Source organism: Microcoleus sp. FACHB-68, from assembly GCF_014695715.1.
In the GTDB taxonomy this organism is placed as follows: Bacteria; Cyanobacteriota; Cyanobacteriia; order Cyanobacteriales; family Oscillatoriaceae; genus FACHB-68.
The window spans coordinates 505,202-523,759 of record NZ_JACJOT010000013.1 but is presented as its reverse complement, the minus strand read 5'-3'; the positions used below and the strand labels follow the sequence as shown (position 1 = coordinate 523,759).

Sequence of the window (18,558 nt, the reverse complement as noted above, 5' to 3'; positions counted from 1 at the left end):
TACAATTTAAAAGAGCAGTATTATGCAACAAACGGCACCGACTCTAACCCTTCTCAATCATCTTAAGTCCGCACTTGGCGTACTGGAACTCGATAAAAACTCACAGCTTTATCGAGATGCGCTTTCTATCTGCGACTATTTAGAAAAACCAAGCTTTCGGATTGCTGTTTTTGGCCCGTTTAATTACGGTAAATCAACGCTGCTCAACGCTATCCTGGGAAATCGAACCCTTCCTATTGATCTGATTCCCACAACCGGCGCGGCAATTACAGTTAAATATGGAAATGAGCTACACACGCGAATTACGCTCAAAGATGGCACTGAAATTAATGAAAAAGGAACAGATGTTTTAAAACAGTTTGCAATTCTAGATGATGAAAGACGAATGCGGAATGATGTCACCTATGTAGAGGTTTTCTGTCCTCATCCATTCTTGCAAGGCGGTGTTGAGTTATTAGATTTGCCGGGAACGAATGATCAGGAAGCGCAGGATAACTTGGTGCGCGACCAACTTTTAACAGCAGATTTGGTGATTCAGGTGCTAGACGCTCGCAAGCTAATGACTTTAGGTGAGCGAGAGAACTTGAGAGATTGGTTGCTGGATCGAGGAATTAAAACGGTTGTTTTTGTTGTTAACTTCTTGAATTTACTAGAAGCTGAAGAGCAAAAACAAATTTATAACCGACTCTTATTTGTCGCTGAAAGCTTTCGCTCGGAATTACCGAACAATCTCAGTAATTTATACCGCGTTGATGCGCTGCCGGCACTGAGAGCGAGATTGAAAGGAGATACATCAGCGGCACAGACTACCGGACTAGAAATGTTTGAATCTGCCTTGCAAACTATTGTAGCTATGCAAGAAGATAAAATAGCTATTCGGTTGCCTCGTGTCTTAGCAATCGCAACTCAAATTCAGCAAGCTTTGCAAACAAAAATGCGAGACATTAATACAGAATTAGAATCGGCTGAACAAAAGCGCAAAGCTAAACTTGAAATCAAGCAAAAAGCACAGAATTTAATTAAAAAAGGTTTTCAAGATAGCATTTTAGAGATTCAGAGTTGGTTAAACTTGTCAAGTCTTTTATCAAACTACCAATCCGATCTAATTTCAGCGCTGCAAAAAGGTGAATTTAGAACTTGGGAAAGGGTATCGTTCAAACAAGCACTTGTAGATTATCAGCAGGCGATTGTAAAATGGGTCAATCAAGCCTGTGAATTCTTCAATAAAGAGCAGCCTGCCGGTTTAGTCATTTCATTTCCTGGCGATCCGCAAGTTATTTTACCCAATCCACCTCCCAATTCTAAATCATCGAATAGTGCAGCGCCGATCGCTTTAGCAACTGGACTCGGTTGGGTTTTAGGCGGGCCGGTGGGTGCAGCCGTTGTAGGCGGTGCTACTTATTTTCTCAATCAAAATACTGACCCAAAAAACCCTGAAAGCTCAGATTCCTATTTAAATCAGGTACAAGAAGCTTATGCAAATGCTGCGAGAGAGTATCTAACACTCTTTAGCAATCAAGCATTATTGGCACTAAGTGAATATGAGCGAAAGGCAGACAGGGTGATTAATTTTCAAATTGCTGAAGAACCGGCAGATATAACCAGCCGGCAACATCAGCAGCAGTTATTGCAAAGCTTGCTGGATAATTTGACTGAAGAATTAGAGATGCTAAGACAGCATTGAGCTAAATCAAATTGAAATTCTAAAAAATATAATAAATAACCTTTAATTTGAGAAAATAGATTTATCTGGGATTACTCGTGCCAAAAATCTGGAAAATCGGCCAAAAATACCCAGTGTGTAAATTTTTCCTGACAATTCTAAAGCCCAAATCCCAGCCTCTTCTTAAAAAACTATGAAAAAACTTATCAACAATCCCGACAATGTTGTGCGAGAAAGCCTGGAAGGCATGGCAATCGCACATCCGGATTTAATCAAAATCCATTTTGATCCTCACTTTGTCTATCGCACAGACGCACCCATTCAAAATAAAGTCGCCCTTATTTCCGGCGGGGGTAGTGGACACGAACCGATGCACACCGGCTTTGTTGGCATGGGAATGTTAGACGCCGCTTGTCCTGGTGAAGTTTTTACTTCTCCAACTCCTGATCAAATGCTAGAAGCCGCAAAAATGGTGAATAGTGGTGCCGGCATCCTCAACATCGTTAAAAACTACTCAGGCGACGTGATGAACTTCGAGATGGCAGCCGAACTTGCTGCTTCAGAAGGCATTCCAATTCTTAACATTTTGATTGATGATGATATTGCCGTTAAAGATTCACTTTATACCCAAGGGCGTAGAGGAGTTGGCACAACGATACTTGCAGAAAAAATATGTGGGGCTGCTGCTGAAGCGGGTTACAATTTACAGCAAATTGCCGATCTTTGCCGGCACGTTAACCTAAACGGACGTAGCATGGGAATGGCACTAACTTCTTGCACAGTGCCGGCAAAAGGAAGTCCCACGTTTAACTTAGGTGATGATGAAATCGAAATGGGAATTGGCATTCACGGTGAACCCGGACGTCAAAGGGTGCCGGTGAAATCAGCCGATGAAATAACCGAAATGCTTGCGGTTTCTATTATCGAAGATTCAAATTATACCCGCACACTGCGAGAATGGGATGCAAATAAAGGAGAATGGGTGGAAGTAGAACTCAGCGATCCTCCGTTGCAAAGCGGTGATTCAGTTTTAGCTTTTGTGAATGGCATGGGTGGCACTCCTCTTTCTGAGTTATACATTGTTTATCGACACTTGGCAAAAATCTGTGAACAGCATAAAATTCAAATTGTCCGCAATTTAATTGGCCCTTATATGACTGCTTTAGATATGCAAGGCTGTTCGATTACCTTGCTAAAGTTAGATGAGGAAATGCTTAAATTTTGGGATGCGCCGGTGAAAACGCCAAGCTTACGATGGGGAATTTAAAGGAGGCATTATGGTAACAAAAGAGCAAATCGTGCAGTGGTTACAAGCCATCGCTGTCACGATACAGGAAAATAAAGACTACTTAACTGAATTAGATGCTGCAATTGGCGATGCGGATCACGGCATTAATATGAATCGCGGTTTTCAAAAAGTTTTAACGCAGTTACCTAGCGTCGCTGACAAAGATATTGCAGACATTCTTAAAGCAGTAAGTATGACGCTGATTTCTAGTGTCGGGGGTGCGAGTGGGCCGCTTTATGGCACGCTATTTTTACGCGCGAGTACAGCGGTTGCCGGCAAATTAGAATTAACTGATCAAGATATGAGCGCGTTTTTAGAAGCCGGGGTTGATGGCGTTATTCAACGTGGTAAAGCGCAGTTAGGTGATAAAACAATGCTCGATGCTTTGCTGCCGGCATCTGACGCTTTTAAAAACGCCATCGCTGAAGGAATGGAGACAAAAGAAGCCTTAAATCGGGCCGTAACAGCGGCAGAAGAGGGCGTAAAAAACACCATTCCCTTAGTGGCAAAAAAGGGACGGGCAAGTTATTTAGGGGATCGCAGTGCCGGCCACCCAGATGCCGGGGCTACGTCTGTTTATCTCATTCTCAAAACATTATTAGAAACTTTACAAAATCATGAGTAAACGAGGTAACAGCGCTTGGCAAGCCGGCATCATTTTGGGTATTTGCTTGCTTCTAACGGTTGCACTTTCCTTATCTCAAGGTGCTGTTTCCCTGAGTTTTGCCCAGTTGTGGCAAGCGGTGCAACATCAAGGTGATCCGATCAATCAAACGATTCTCTGGGATTTACGACTGCCGCGCACAATGGCAGCGTTAGTGGTTGGGGCGGCTTTAGGAATGTCGGGTGCGTTGCTACAAGGAATGTTGCGGAATGGATTAGCTGATCCCTTTTTATTGGGAATTTCTGCCGGCGCAGGTTTAGTTGCTGTAGGGTTAGTAACTTTAGGATTATTTACCGCTTGGTTGCCCTTAGCCGCTTGGATTGGGGCCATATTAACAACCGTATTTGTTTATTTTATTGCCCGTACCAAAAGCACCGGCGTTTCAGTAGAACGATTAATTTTAGGCGGAGTTGCGGTTAGTTCCCTCTTTGGTGCAACTCAATCAACCATGCTGTTGTTGGCAGATGATGGGCGGGTGCAAGTTGCCCTCAATTGGCTGATTGGCAGTCTCAATGGCAGAGGATGGTCAGAAGTGAGATTAGCCGGCCCTTATATTTTGATAGCATTAGTCGCCGGCTGTCTGCTAGCACGTTCAGTTAATATCTTAAATTTAGGCGACGATCTTGCAGTGGGATTGGGATTTTCTTTAATGCGATCACGCATTTTAATCGGAGGCGTCGCTACTTTACTCGCTGCCGGTGCTGTTAGTGTGGGCGGCTTAATTGGATTTGTCGGTTTAATCGTACCGCATGGCGTGCGGCTGCTAGTGGGAACAGACTACCGCTGGGTTTTGCCGCTTTCAGCCGTTGGCGGGGCTTTAGTCCTAACGTTTGCCGATATGTTATCTCGCTTGGGGGCAGTTGAGTTGCCGGTGGGTGCTGTCACCGCACTTCTGGGATCGCCCTTGTTTATCTGGTTGCTGTCTCGCCGATCTATTGCCCCGACACGTTTATAAGGGGGGAGATAATGTAGCAAATTCCCCATGTCCCTTTTTAAGGCTGATGCTTAATTTTATCTACTTACTTAGTAGCAATTAAAACGTTAGATATTCATTCACATACTCAGTTGAATTTGTCTAAATCTCAAAATTAACGTTTCTCCCCCTCTGGGACGTTGCCAAAAAACTTGTTTTTCTGATTATATAAACTTCTCCCCTTCTCCCCCTCTGCCTCTCTCCCCAGATCATGCCCTTAGAAGTTCAAAATCTTGCCGGTGGTTACGATACAACGCCTGTGATTCATGACATTGACTTAACCCTACAACCGGGCGAGTGGCTGAGTTTAGTTGGCGCAAACGGTTCAGGTAAATCTACCTTGCTTAAACTTCTTAGCCGCATCCTGCAACCCCAGCAAGGCACAGTCATTTTAGATGGAAAAGCCATTCACAGCCAGCCGGCAAATGTAGTCGCGCAAAAATTGGCAATTTTGCCGCAACAGCAACCAATTCCCGCCGGCTTGACAGTGCGGCAGTTAGTCGGGTTGGGGAGAACACCGCATCAACCTTGGTGGCAGTGGGAACTCAATGCAGAAGATCGCGCCAAAGTTGAGGAGGCAATTGTTGAGACAGGGATTGAACCATTTAGCGATCGCCCCGTCGAACAACTCTCCGGGGGAGAACGGCAGCGGGCATTTTTGGCACTGGCGCTGGCACAATCGCCGCGCGTATTGTTATTAGATGAACCGACAACTTATTTAGATATTCACTATCAGCTGCAACTGCTGGAACTCCTCAAAAAACTCAACCAGCAACAAGGACTATCAATTGTAACGGTACTGCATGAGGTAAACTTAGCGGCGCGGTATAGTTCACGCATCGCCATGCTTAAGCATGGGCGGCTGAGTGACATCGGGACGCCGGCACAAGTTCTGACTGCTGAAAATTTCGCCCAAGTTTTTGACGTCGAAGTTGTCGTTCTGCAGACGCCGGTTGGCCCTCAAATTTGCCCGATTTCCCCCTCTGTTGCGGTTTCGGGTTGATTGTTTTCCCGATGACTGAGCAGAAAAGGGAAAGAAGGGAAGCTGAAAAATTTTCCATTCTCCTTAAATATTGCGTTTCAAACCCGGAGGTTTTTATGCTTCGTCGTTGGATATTCGCCGTTGCCGCACTCTTATTAAGTGTTGTGTTAGTCGCTTGCGCCCCTGCCACGAACTCGCCAACAGACACCTCTAAAAAGGTAGTCGAAAGAGTTGTCACCCTCACCTCTCTCTCTTCGGATATTATCTACCGGCTGGACAAAACCAAACTCGTTGGCATAACAGGCAGCAAGTTATTTGAAGAGGATGCCCGCTTTCAGGGAATCGCGCAAGTTAGCAAGGGTCAAACGCCCCCCAATCTGGAAAAAATTGTCGCTCTCAAACCCGATCTCGTTGTCGGGAGTGAGGAGTTTCATGCTGAAATCCTGCCAAAATTGAAAGAGCTAGGGATTCCCACTCTCTCCACCCAGATTGATAAATGGGATGACCTTGCAGAAATCACTAAAAGCCTCGCTCAAGCAATTGGTGCCGATCCTCAGCCACTGTTGTCACGCTATCAAACGTTTATCGAAAAGCCGGCAACCGACTCTCCATCTACTTTAGTGCTCGTGAGCCGCCAACCGATTCTCTCACCCAACAAAAACAGTTGGACGGGCGATTTGCTGGCTAAATTTGGGGCAAATAATGTCGTGGCAGACTTACAAGGTAAAAGTCCCATCGGTGGGTATGTGACGCTTTCGGCAGAAAAAGTGTTGCAGGCAAATCCCGAAATGATCTTAGTTGTGGACACCAGACAGGAAAATCTCAAGCAGTTTAAGTCTGAGCCTTTCTGGGGAAAGCTAAGAGCGACTCAGAACAACCGAGTGTATGTTTTTGACTACTACGGGTTGGTAAATCCCGGTAGCATTGACAAAATTGAAGCAGCCTGTAACCAGCTTGAGCAGGCGCTTTCAGCAACAACTAAAGCTTAGCTCGGTGAGGGAAAAGGTGGGGCAAGAGAGTGCCGGCACCAACGTTATTCAATGTGCAAAATGCCAAATTCTTGATCGCTTCCGTCTTTTCCTCCTTTATAATATCTAGCTGGAAATTCTCGTTGCTTGTGCCGATGCCGGCTACACAGAGCAAGATCGCATCCCTTAGCAATACCTGTCATTAAAATAGGGGGGGAAAGGGGGAGCGGGAGACGAGGAAGAGAGAAATTAATCGGTGGGCAACTAACAAGACTCAAGATGAGTTGCAGTCATTAAGCCTAGCGGGTCGGTACATCTTTGAGGGTGATTCCTTCAGGTAGAATTTTAGGGCGATTTAATTCTCGCTCTCCCATCTTTGGATAGAGCCGGTACTAAATCCTTAAAAATCCTCTTGTGTTTTAGCTAGTTAATGATAGAATCATTGAATAATTTTTCTAAGGTGTGATTTAATGGCTAAAGCAAAAACTCCTCAAGTTCTAACAGGTGAAGACCTGCTGAAGAAAGTTAAAGAGCTTTCCAATCTCAGCAAAGAAGAAAAAGCGAAAGCCTGCGGTTACTACACCGTTACCAAAAACGGATTGGAAAGGGTCAACATTATGAAGTTCCTTAACGCACTGATAGATGCGGAAGGAATCGATCTTGATGGAAATTCTGAAGGATCTGGGCGCGGGGGACGGACAGCAAGCTATCGCATTAGCGTGCAAACGAACGGAAACCTTTTGATCGGTGCTGCCTACACCAAACAAATGGAACTCCAACCGGGAGATGAGTTTGAAATTTCCTTAGGACGCAAGCACATTCATCTGAAACAAGTTGATCGCGTAGAAGATTAATGTCGCTCAATCCACAAGTACAGAAATTTTTGCAGCAACTAGATCGGCTGGAATTACCGGCCCTTACTACCCTCGAACCAGCACAGGCACGGGAACTCGCCGCAAAAGTGCGAGGGAAAGCGCTCAAACCACCAGCCGTTTTTCACATCGAAAATCGAACCATTCCTGGCGGGGATGGCAATATTCCGGTTCGTATTTATAGCCCACAAAGCAGCACACCCTTGCCGGTGCTGGTGTATTTTCACGGTGGCGGGTGGGTACTGGGCGATCTGGATGCGGCAGATAATATTTGTCGCTTGTTGGCGAGGGATGCGAAGTGTGTGGTGGTGTCGGTAGATTACCGACTCGCCCCAGAACATAAGTTTCCCGCCGCTGTCGAAGATGCTTTTGCTGCGACTGCCTGGTGTGCCGCGAATGCCGCTGTGATCAATGGTGAACCCACTCGCATTGCTGTGGGAGGGGATAGCGCCGGCGGCAATCTCGCTGCGGCGGTAGCACTCATGGCGCGAGATAAAGGTTCTCCAGCCATCGTGCATCAACTGCTAATTTACCCCGTAACTTGTTATGGCTTTGAAACCGAGTCTTACCGGCTTTATGGGCAAGGGGGCTATGGTTTAAGCCATGACGAGATGATCTGGTTCTGGCATCACTATCTCAGCAGTGGGGAGGATGGACAAAATCCCTATGCTTCTCCCCTGCTGGCTGATAGCTTAAGTAACCTGCCACCGGCACTTATTATCACTGCTGAATGCGATGTGCTGCGCGATGAAGCCGAAGCCTATGGGGCGCGGCTGCAAGAAGCCGGGGTGCCGGTGTGGCTGAAACAGTATGCCGGCATGATTCACAGTTTTGTCGGCTGGGCATCGGTACTTGATGGCGGCAAACAAGCGATCGCAGACATAGCCGGCCAACTCCACGCATTTTGGCACAAGGAATCAGGGTAGGTGCCGGCAGGCATCTATCCAACCAGGCGGAAATTTTTTGTGAATAAGATTTATTAGGATTAATTTAAAACCGCTTCAAACGCCTAAAAACCCCTTCAAAGTATCTGCATTCCTGACAGCATTTCCCTCTCCATCGTTGTTGAAGTAAACAAACACACTGCGTCCCTGCGCTTCCCACTCGCGGATGCGATCAGCCCACCAGTGCAGATCGTTGTCAGAATACGATCCGCCATAAAGGAAGTTCTGATCTGGGCCATGTAGCCGCACATACACAAATGAGGCTGTGGCGCGAAGAATGCAGGGCAAATTTGCCCCACTCATTACGCAGTAAGCCGCATTTCTTTGTTCGAGTAACTCAAAAACTTCGTGCCGGTGCCAACTCGGATGCCGGAATTCTACTGTTAATTTTATCCAAGCCGGCGTTCGTTGCAAAAAGTAAGCCAGACGTGGAAGATCGCAGGCAAACTTGGGCGGCAGTTGCACCAGTAGAATGCCCAACTTGTCTCCGAGACAGTGCAGGCCGGCATCCATCCGATCTAACCATCTTTCCGGCGAATACAAACGAGTGCTGTGCGTCAAACCGCGAGGCGCTTTTACCGTCATCAAAAAGCCCTCTGGGAGACGTTGCTGCCAGCCAGAAAACGTAGCATCTGGAGGCCAGCGGTAGTAAGTGCTGTTAACTTCGACGGTTTGATATCGCTGGATATAATAATGAAGCCTTTCGCGGGGTGGCAATTGGTGAGGATAGAGTATCCCCTGCCAGTGGTCATAACTCCAACCTGATGTGCCGATGTGGATCGCCATTATTTTGATCTTAAAAGTCCTGATCGTAAGGTTTCATGATAGGACTCAAAAGTAAACCAGTCTTTGCTGAGCAATTCGAGGCCAAAGAAAGCACGTAAAGCATTGGTACTCTCTGTACTTTACAACAACTAGCCATTAACCGCCGGTTAATTCACCCACTCTCTGCCGGTTTCAGTTTTAGAAACCACTGACATCCCCCTTGAGGCAGAATGCTAGAACAATAACAAAGCAAACCTCTGGCTAATTTGCGACTAACCGGCAACCGAGTTTTATGATGTTTTTGGTTAATTTGAGCGCTTCTTTTTCTTCAATAATTTTTGGGGAGTTTTTTACAATCAGCGCCAAAATCCGAAACACCTTAATCTTTGCACTGCCGGCCTATCTCCAAATTTCCCAAAAGTTTCCAGTTTCTTGATGTGAGAACATGAAGAGTATTTTCAATCACCCATTATAACGCACTAGCTATGAAAGACTTCCAACAGAAAAATAATCTAAAGTCTCGTGTTTTTGTCGCCTTAACGCTAACAGGAATCTTGGCAAGTGGGGGAACTTTATCCCTGCTACAAACAGCAAGCGCAGAAGCTTTTAACCGGCAAGACAGGACTGCCCAACAAATTAAACAAAGACGCCCTTCCAGTAAATTGCCTCAAGTCGTTGCGAATGCCGTCCTGAAAGCTGCCGGTCAACGCACAGGGTTGCAACCAAAAGAGTTTCGCATTGTTAAATCTGAACAAATTCAAACCAACGGCTGTTTAAATTTACCGAAGCCGGCTGAAGGTTGCACAAAAATAAATATGCCGGCTTGGGAAGTCACGTTAGAAGCCAAACAGCAACGCTTAATTTATCGCAGCGATACCCGTGGTTCCCAAGTCAGACTGAATGAAGCAGCTAGCAATATTATTGAAAGCAATTTGCCGAAATCTGTAGAAAAAGCCGTTTTGCAAGAAGCTGCAAAAGCTTGGAAATTACCAGAGAAAAGCTTCCGCATTGTCAAAGCTATCAAAGCCAATTGGGCCTATGGTTGCGAAGTCTCAACATTTCCCTATCCTTGCGATCAAATCGCGACAACCGGCTGGCAAATTACCTTACAAAACGGACAAAAGCGCTGGGTTTATAATACTGACGAAACGGGTTCCTTGGTTAGACTTTCTAAAAGAGAACTCCTCACGGTTAATACGAAAGCACCTGCTGCCGTTGCCAATATCGCTTTAAAGCTGGCATCTCAACACTTAACCTTGCCAACCTCCGAACTTTTAATTGTAGAAATTAAGCAGGAAACTTGGCCCGATGCTTGTTTAGGTCTTCCCAGTCCTGTGGAACGCTGCATGGGAACTCCGACACCCGGTTGGCGAGTAGTTGTGGAAGGCAAACCCAAGGAAATTCAAGTCTATCGTACAGATAATGCCGGTTCTCAAATCCGGACAGAAGCAATTGCCGGAATGCCTCCGCGCAACGACGAAGCACCTAATACCATTGCTTACGCAGCTTTGCGGGAAGCCGGCAAACGTTTAAACGCACCCACTTCTGAATTACGCATCCTCCAAGCACAAAGGCAATTTTGGTCTGATAGCTGTTTTGGTTTGCCAAGTCCCGCAGATGGCTGTGCACTAGGTAGGTTTGTGGGATGGCGAGTGATGATAGACGGCAGAGGCCAAAGCTTAGTTTACCGCACCAATGAGGACGGTTCCCAAATCCGACTGGAAGATCCAAATACTCAGTTGGAAGGCAATAGCCGGCTTTAGTAAGACGAGTAACAAAATAGACTGAGGCATAGACAGTTTCTTTTTTGGCACCCTTAAAAATGAGGCCGGTTCCCAATGCCGGCTCAAAAATCCAACAATTCGTAGCCAATTAACTTTTTGGCACTCGCGAAATCCAGTTGAGTTGGCTTGAAGCCAATATAGCAGCGTAGACATTAAACAAACTTCTAAACAGGTCAAAATGCAAATGAACCGCCAATCAACTTTCCGCGCTTTATTCCTTCTCCTGACTGTTTGCACTGTTAACGCTTGTTCCACTTCTGTAACAACTGCTGTACCTTCACCCAACCCATCTCCACAAGTTACCGCATCACAATCAGCGTCAAACGTAACGAACTCTCAGCAAAATAATGGAGTAAAACAAGTTGCTCAAGGAGCATCAAATTCCATTAAAGCAGCTAAAACTAAGGTCAAAGTCTTTTTCCCAAAAAACTCTGCAACCACTCAAAATTTTACCGATGTTGAGGCTGTGTGGCGGACAACAGAAAGTCAGAGTGTAGCTACCTTCGCTATCGAACAATTGATAGCCGGCCCCCAAGCAGCCGAACGGCAAAAGGGCTTAGCCGATGCTGTCAAATTAAGAGGAAACTCTAACTGTGGCCGAAACTTTACCATCTCCGTCACCAATGGAGTCGCCAAAGTGAAATTCTGCAAAGATGTGGTTTCATCCGGCGTTGGAGATGATGCTCGTGCAAAAACCGCTATCAATGCCACCCTCAAACAATTTCCGACCGTTAAATCTGCCATTATCCTTGATAAAAACGGTAACTGCTTAGCCGATCATAGCGGTGAGAACTTGTGTTTGAAAACCGCGCAAAGATAGGATAAACTGACAGAATTGGAATGCCGGCAATTAATGACATTAAGCCGTTGATGCCGGCACTACTTTGGGGATTGAGTCTGACGCTGCTTCTTTTATTTGTTGGTTTCCTCTATCTTTTTGGACAATCGATGAGAGCGGTTATTCTAGAAACGATTATCGCGGCCCTGCAGCCCATCGATTGGGTTTTAGCTTTATGGCAGGGCGGTTCGGCAGCGCACGGATATACTGATGAGTGGTCAGATATCGATATTGCAGTGATTGTTGAAGACAATCGGGTTCAAGATACCTTCGATATTCTTGAACAAGCTCTCAAAAAAATTTCTGAGATTCAATTTAAATGGAGAGTGCCAGAACCGGCTTGGCATGGACACAGCCAGTGCTTTTATCAACTTGAAGGAGTGAATCCTTTTTTACAAATTGATTTTGCCGTAATCAAGCGCAGCAGTCATAACGATTTTTTAGAAGTGGAACGACACGGTAATGTTGTTGTTGGATTTGATAAAGCCAATCTTGTCACGAGGCCGGCGATCAATCAAAGCAAACATTTACAGGAAATGCAAGCTAGACTTGCAATTTTGAAAAATAATTTTGATTTCTTACAAATCTTTGTTAAAAAAGAACTCAATCGTGGAAACTTAGTCGCTGCAATTTCTAACTACCACTCACACACCCTTAACCCTTTAGTTGAAGTTTTGGGAATGGTCTATCGACCCAATCGATACGATTTTGAAACCAAATACTTTAACCGAGATTTTCCCCCAGAAGTCATCGCCCGTGTGGAACAGCTTTATTGCGTGATGAACCTTGCCGATCTTGCCAAAAAACAGCAGGAAGCAGAAGTGCTTTTTGCTGAAACTGTGAAAAAAGCTGAAGCCGGCTTAAATATCAGTTAATAAAAAACTTATAAAAACATAAAAAAGCAGGATTTGCTCATCAAACCTCTTGCAGAAATCTTATAAACTTCCCTTCCATTGCCTTAAACTGTCGAAGTTCTATGTGTTTATCTGCTATCAGCTGCAAAATCTGCGGGTTTTAAAACAAATCCTTTGATGTTTGCAATAAATTTAATAAAATTAAGTGTAAAATTATTTATATCTCAAAATATCAACTGAGCCGGCAGAAAACCAGAGAATATTTTATTTGGGAGGCTTCCGTTTTATTTTCCTCTGTTCAAAGTAATAAAAAACAGCCAATCAAAAATTTCCCTTTTAAACTCCTGAAATTTTAAGAATTACTTAAAACAGTGGTAAATTTTTTAATTTCATGCTAATCAGGCAATAACTTGCGCGAGCGTGCAAGCGACCCAGTCCAACGGCAATAAGGATACCTTCGGGCGCAAGGCTGGCCGGCTGAGATTGCAACCAAACATGATATTTTTTTTAAATTGTGTAAAATTGCGATACAAAGTATTAAAATTTATGCAAAAATGTACAAAAAAAATTTGACGACTATCATAAAGAAAAGTTAAGTTAGGGGACATAGGTCATAAAACCGAAGCCGTGGGAAGCAAAGTCTTTGTTAAAGACACAGTTAATTCAGCCCAGTGCATCCACTCCCGCATCTAACTTCATCGGCTCATAGGGTTCGCATCACTCAACCTGAAGACGGCAGTGCCGCCGCCAGGATGGATTTAACTAGGGTTTATAGAATTTGGCAACTTTCAAGCCATAGCTTGGGGCTTTAACCTCAGTAAGAAACCACCATTGATAGCGAGGAGCTTTTCAAAAAAGCGGACTCAAACTTGACGGACGTTTGAAAGTTTTAACTTTTGGATGGCCCAATTGTGCGTTAACCCTACCAACGATTACAAGCATATTTTGGTAGGAAAAGCACGGATATTTAATAACAAAACAACTGTCAAAATTCTCATTCAGAGCCATACCGGAGGTTTCCCAGAGTGCTTAAAACATCCGTTCAGCAAACGCTTCATCTGCAACCCTCGCACAAAGTTCAAGAGCCAATTAATCACAATCACCAAAGGACAGACGTGGCACTGCATGAGAGTGAAGAGCGATTTCGCCGATTTGTAGAACACGTACCGGCAGCAGTCGCGATGGTAGACCGGCAAATGCATTATTTAGCCGTTTCGCGTCGGTGGCAGAGCGAGTACGGCTTAGAATCGGAAAACCTCATTGGTCGATCTCATTACGAATTTTTTCCAGCCGGCAATCCAGAGTGGCAGCAAATTTACCACAACTGTTTAGCCGGCGAACAGGGACACAGCCAAGAAGAATCTCTCACCACACCTGATGGCAAACAAGATTGGGTCAAGTGGGATATCCAGCCTTGGCATAACTGTGCCGGTGAAATTGGTGGATTAATCTTATTCACCGAAGTCGTGACCGAACGCAAGCATCTCGCTCAAGCGCTACAGCTCACTCAGTTTGCAATGGACAAAGCTGCTGATGCAGTCTTTTGGATGACCTCAGATGCAAAATTGAGCTACGTCAATGAAGCCGCTTGCCAATTGTTGGGGTACAGCGCCGAAGAACTACTTTCGCTGAGCGCTCACGACATCAACCCTGCATTTTCTGGCAACCTGTGGGTAGAACACTGGCGAGCGATTAAGCAATTTCAATCCTTCACCTTTGAAACCACCTACCGCACCAAAGAAGGTCTCCTGTTTCCTGCCGAAGTCACCGTCAATTATTTGGAATTCAAAGGTGCTGAGTACCACTGCGCCTTTGTGCGAGACATTACCGAACGCAAACAAGCCGAAATCGCACTGCAAAACGCCAACGAGCAACTCCAGACAGTCTTGGATGCCGTTCCCGGATTAGTTTCTTGGATCGGATGCGATCTGCGCTACTTGGGGGTAAACCGGCATTTAGCCGCCGCCTTTAACTTGGCCCCAGAAAGCTTTCTGGGTCGGGAAGTGGGCTTTTTAGAAACCAGCCCCAAATTTGCCGACTTTGTTCGTCAGTTTTTTACTTCTTCAGAAAAGACAGCCGCCCAAGAAGTGTGCGTAGGCTTTGAAGGAGGTGAGAGCAGTTATTTAATCGTCGCGCAAAAATACTGTCAGGGGACAAGAGCTGTTTTTGTCGGGGTGGACATTACCAAACGCAAACAAGCCTCTGACGAGTTGCAAAATGCCAAAGATCAACTCCAGGCTGTCTTGGATGCCGTACCCGGTTTAGTATCTTGGTTAGATTCAGATTTGCGATATCTCGGAGTCAACCGCCATGTTGCCGCCGCCTTAAATTTGCCGGCTGACACCTTCATTGGGCGAGAAGTTGGTTTTATGGAAAGCCGGCCTGGATTTGCCGAATTTGTACGCCAGTCTTTTGCCAGTTCACAACAAACAACTTCTCAAGAAATTTGTGTCGATCATGATGGCGAACGGCGAAGTTATTTGATGGTGGCTCAGAAGTACAATCAAGGAAAAAGAGCGGTCTTTGTTGGGCTAGACATCACCGAACGTAAGCAAATGGAAGCTGAACTGCGACGCAGTAAGAATCTGTACCGCACACTCGCAAGGAACTTCCCCAACGGATCGGTGTGCTTATTTGACCACAACCTCCGCTACACCCTGGCAGAAGGCACCGAGTTAGCTAAAATCGGGCTTTCTAAAAAGTTAGTGCAAGGCAAGACTTTGTCAGAAGTTTTCCCACCAGAAACCGCTACCCTTAGCGAACCGCTTTACCGGGCGGCACTTGCAGGGGAAGAGACGGTGGCTGAAGTACCCTATGCCAACCGGCTTTATCTAACCCACACCCTGCCGGTGAGAAACGAACAGGGAGAAGTGCTCGCAGGTCTCGTGATGACGCAAAACATCACCTTGGCCAAACAGGCAGAAGAAGCGTTGCGCCGGTCTGAAGAGAACTTCAGGCAGCAAGCCCAACAGCTAGAGCGGGCTTTGCAAGACCTGCAAGCCACTCAAACCCAACTGATTCAAACCGAAAAAATGTCTTCTTTGGGGCAATTGGTTGCTGGGGTCGCCCATGAAATTAATAACCCAGTTAGTTTTATTTACGGTAATCTTGCCTACGCGCGTCAGTACACTCAAGACTTGCTGAGCCTTGTCAATCTTTATGCCAAACACTATCCCCATCCTGTAGCAGAAATTCAAAGTCACATTGAGCGCGTCAGCCTCGATTTCCTAACCCAAGATTTTCCTAAACTTTTGTCTTCTATGCAGGTGGGGGCAGATCGCATTCGCGAAGTTGTGCTTAGCTTGCGGAATTTCTCTCGCTTGGATGAAGCCCAAAAGAAGCCGGTGGATATCCACTCTGGGATAGACAGCACACTGCTGATTTTACAAAACCGGCTGAAAGCTAAAGCAGGGCGTCCAGGTATTGAAGTGATTAAAGAATATGGAGATTTTGCTTTAGTCCCCTGTTATGCCGGCCAACTGAACCAAGTGTTTATGAATCTGCTCAGTAATGCCATTGATGCCATTGAAGAATCCTTTGCCGGCGAGCAAAAATTATCTGCTTCGCACCCCGAACAGCGAACAAAAGACAAAGGACTGCTTCGCATTTGCACATCCCTCATAAACGGTAAAACCCTAGAAATTCGCATTAGTGATAACGGCCCTGGTATGAGTGATCAAGTCAAATCCAAGCTGTTTGACCCGTTCTTCACAACCAAGCCGGTGGGCAAAGGTACAGGATTAGGATTATCCATTAGCCACCAAATTGTAGTAGAAAAACATGGCGGAAAGCTAACGTGCAATTCTGTTATGGGTGAAGGTTCAGAATTTATCATTTCGATTCCAATTGACACGGAAGTTTAGCCTTCAGATACCTTCACTAATTTCAAGGTTTCAAAAAAACTGCCGATAGGCAATGAGGTAACAATAAGGTAAGGCTTAAGCACCCATTTATTGGGGCTAATGGCGAAAAGCTAGAGCTATCTATCTTTTCTAACCCTATCCCCCTCCCCCCCTCCCTTCTGAATCCCCCCTTAAACAGCATAAGTTTTGCCAGGGGAATGTGATTAAGCGCAAACAGATAGCGTTGAGAAAGTATGCGAGCTTTATTTGAAAAGATTCATCTGATACTGTTTAAGTCAGCGGCTATATTTTGTATATACTACATCTTCTTTTTTGCATTTATAAAACTTTGCAAGACCGTAGTTAACGGAAAAAAACAAAACTAGATGAACCCCCTGAAACTTTTTCATGCTTGATACAACAATCAGCTCTATTTTCTTGAAGTCGGCTATCCATACATTCAACCTCAAAAACTGCCGCTTGAAACAAATGTTAAAAAGTAAAAAAAGATTAACACATGAAAATAAAGTTATAGTTTTATTTTTTACATTTAAATTTATTAAAAAATTTATGTTTTTCATCTAAAGTTAATCTATTTTTATCTTAATGAAAAATAAAATGTTTGCAAGTATATTTATTACGTTACCTATCTAATTAGATTGTTTTAAAATAAATAGTTAATTATTGCAACTAAAGCAGTTATTGTTCTTTCTTTATAACTTTTCAAAAAAACTATGAAATGTTAGTACGCTAAATTATTGAATTTAAACTCAAAATCAAAAATTATAAAATAACAGTAAAATATGACAATGCTACAACACCTTCAAAATTATTCGTCGATTAGTTTATGTGTGAAAGCGATTCGAGCCTTGTCTACTGGAATTTACTAGCGTGAGGGTAAAAAAACTGGCAAGAGTTAGGGTTGACAGCCAGCAACTTTTCTGCAATAACGGCAGTCATAACCTCACTCCCTGAAAAATCCTTGAACCTTGTGCTTATAAGAACAAAAAGTTCAGTTAATCCTACGGAAACCAATAGAGCCAGCAGTCTTTTTTCTTTTCTATCGCTGGATTTTTTTGGGATATGTTACAATTTATATAGTGGGCTACAAACAAAAGTATGCATTTGCTAAAAAAGGTTCGTGTACTCTTGTTTTTCAATCAATTGGCATCGATAAAAATACTAGGGAGCAAGGGGCGGCTGAACGCTAGTAGGATCGTTTAAATTTGAGATCTGAGTTTGCCGGCACACAAGAAGACCTTCTCCAGTCAGAAAGAGAAAGGTTTGACACCTGTTAATTTGCTCAAAAGGGAGTTTCCTTATGATTTTGAAAAACTTACTCCAACCACTCGCTACCGTTTCAGGAGTTTTGGTTCTGGGACTCGTAGTCGGGTCAGGCTTCAACTCGCCGGCACAGGCTAGCTCACAACCAGCTCTAAGGGATCAAAACCTAACCCTTCCTCAAAAAATTAGTGAAGCCTTCCAACCGCCGGATCGGGGAGCGCCGCCAAGCACAGCCGATGGTGGTGCAAGAGGAAGCTGTGGCTTGTACAAACCGGGTGAAAAAGTTCTCACCGCCTTGACGCCAATGAATTCTTTGGCAATGACGGTATCAGACTTCCCGACTTTTTTGTGGTATGTTCCGAAATCTTCAGCCAGCACCTTGGAGTTCACGCTGCGGGATGAAACGGATCAACAGGTGATTTATAAAACTCAATTAGCGATGCCAAGTCAAGCCGGCATCGTCAGCTTTAGCTTGCCGGCAGGTGCCTTACCTCCCTTAGAAGTGGGTAAAATGTATCACTGGTATTTGGCAATCGTTTGTGATCCAGAGGACCGATCTGGGGATACGGTCGTAGACGGCTGGATCGAGCGAACCAAAGTGAGCCGAACTGTGGCAAACCGGCTAAAGAACGCTCCTATTAACGAACTCCCCTCTATCTATGCTAGAGAAGGTATTTGGCATGAAGCTATAGCCAGCTTAGCCCAGCTACGACGGAACAATCCGGAAGATTTAACCCTCATTTCCAGATGGGAAGAACTCTTGAATTCAGTTCAACTTGGCAGCTTCGCTCAAGAACCGCTTGTTGAAGATCGTCAAATAAGTCAGGAGTAACAGTA

At 44.9% G+C, this 18,558-nt stretch carries 14 protein-coding genes; 13 read left to right on the top strand and 1 reads right to left on the bottom strand.

Features of this window, described 5'->3' with window-relative positions; genetic code table 11:
* Positions 1 to 22: 22 nt before the first annotated feature.
* The 8 genes from H6F73_RS19850 (at position 23) to H6F73_RS19815 (ending at position 8,336) form a co-directional block, all read left to right on the top strand.
* On the top strand, positions 23 to 1,684 hold the full coding sequence (locus H6F73_RS19850; RefSeq protein ID WP_190760485.1) for a dynamin family protein: 1,662 nt from the start codon (positions 23 to 25) through the stop codon (positions 1,682 to 1,684).
* A 172-nt stretch (positions 1,685 to 1,856) separates the two neighbouring features.
* Positions 1,857 to 2,930: a dihydroxyacetone kinase subunit DhaK gene (gene dhaK / locus H6F73_RS19845; RefSeq protein ID WP_190760484.1), complete on the top strand. Its 1,074-nt coding sequence runs from the start codon at positions 1,857 to 1,859 to the stop codon at positions 2,928 to 2,930.
* Positions 2,931 to 2,940: 10 nt separating this feature from the next.
* A complete protein-coding gene (gene dhaL, locus H6F73_RS19840) occupies positions 2,941 to 3,576 on the top strand; it encodes a dihydroxyacetone kinase subunit DhaL (protein ID WP_190760483.1) in 636 nt (211 codons plus the stop codon).
* A complete protein-coding gene (locus H6F73_RS19835; RefSeq protein WP_190760482.1) occupies positions 3,569 to 4,570 on the top strand; it encodes an iron ABC transporter permease in 1,002 nt (333 codons plus the stop codon). Before dhaL ends, H6F73_RS19835 begins: the two co-directional genes overlap by 8 nt.
* Positions 4,571 to 4,799: 229 nt before the next feature.
* A complete protein-coding gene (locus H6F73_RS19830; RefSeq protein WP_190760481.1) occupies positions 4,800 to 5,591 on the top strand; it encodes an ABC transporter ATP-binding protein in 792 nt (263 codons plus the stop codon).
* Between the two features lie 95 nt (positions 5,592 to 5,686).
* Complete coding sequence (locus tag H6F73_RS19825; RefSeq protein WP_190760480.1) at positions 5,687 to 6,559, top strand: ABC transporter substrate-binding protein; 873 nt, start codon at positions 5,687 to 5,689, stop codon at positions 6,557 to 6,559.
* A 449-nt stretch (positions 6,560 to 7,008) separates the two neighbouring features.
* Positions 7,009 to 7,392, top strand: coding sequence for an AbrB family transcriptional regulator (locus H6F73_RS19820; RefSeq protein WP_190673782.1), 384 nt, complete (start codon positions 7,009 to 7,011; stop codon positions 7,390 to 7,392).
* Positions 7,392 to 8,336 carry an alpha/beta hydrolase gene (locus tag H6F73_RS19815; RefSeq protein ID WP_190760479.1) on the top strand — a complete coding sequence of 315 codons (945 nt, stop codon included), beginning with the start codon at positions 7,392 to 7,394 and terminating at the stop codon, positions 8,334 to 8,336. The genes H6F73_RS19820 and H6F73_RS19815 overlap by 1 nt, the downstream gene beginning before the upstream one ends.
* A 75-nt stretch (positions 8,337 to 8,411) precedes the next feature.
* Here the strand turns inward: H6F73_RS19815 and H6F73_RS19810 are convergent, their stop codons facing one another.
* Positions 8,412 to 9,140 carry a DUF72 domain-containing protein gene (locus H6F73_RS19810; protein WP_190760478.1) on the bottom strand — a complete coding sequence of 243 codons (729 nt, stop codon included), beginning with the start codon at positions 9,138 to 9,140 and terminating at the stop codon, positions 8,412 to 8,414.
* Positions 9,141 to 9,604: 464 nt separating this feature from the next.
* On the opposite strand from H6F73_RS19810, the gene H6F73_RS19805 reads away from it, so the two are divergent.
* From H6F73_RS19805 to H6F73_RS19785, 5 genes are all read left to right on the top strand, one after another.
* Positions 9,605 to 10,882, top strand: coding sequence for a hypothetical protein (locus H6F73_RS19805; protein ID WP_190760477.1), 1,278 nt, complete (start codon positions 9,605 to 9,607; stop codon positions 10,880 to 10,882).
* A 205-nt stretch (positions 10,883 to 11,087) separates the two neighbouring features.
* Positions 11,088 to 11,723, top strand: a complete 636-nt coding sequence (locus H6F73_RS19800) for a GerMN domain-containing protein (RefSeq protein WP_190760476.1) — start codon at positions 11,088 to 11,090, stop codon at positions 11,721 to 11,723.
* Positions 11,724 to 11,743: 20 nt separating this feature from the next.
* Positions 11,744 to 12,616 (top strand): nucleotidyltransferase domain-containing protein, encoded by an 873-nt coding sequence (locus H6F73_RS19795; protein ID WP_242072548.1) that lies wholly within the window; start codon positions 11,744 to 11,746, stop codon positions 12,614 to 12,616.
* A 1,004-nt stretch (positions 12,617 to 13,620) separates the two neighbouring features.
* On the top strand, positions 13,621 to 16,458 hold the full coding sequence (locus H6F73_RS19790; RefSeq protein WP_190760475.1) for a PAS domain-containing protein: 2,838 nt from the start codon (positions 13,621 to 13,623) through the stop codon (positions 16,456 to 16,458).
* Positions 16,459 to 17,758: 1,300 nt separating this feature from the next.
* Positions 17,759 to 18,553 (top strand): DUF928 domain-containing protein, encoded by a 795-nt coding sequence (locus tag H6F73_RS19785; protein WP_190760474.1) that lies wholly within the window; start codon positions 17,759 to 17,761, stop codon positions 18,551 to 18,553.
* The last annotated feature ends 5 nt before the right edge of the window (positions 18,554 to 18,558 follow it).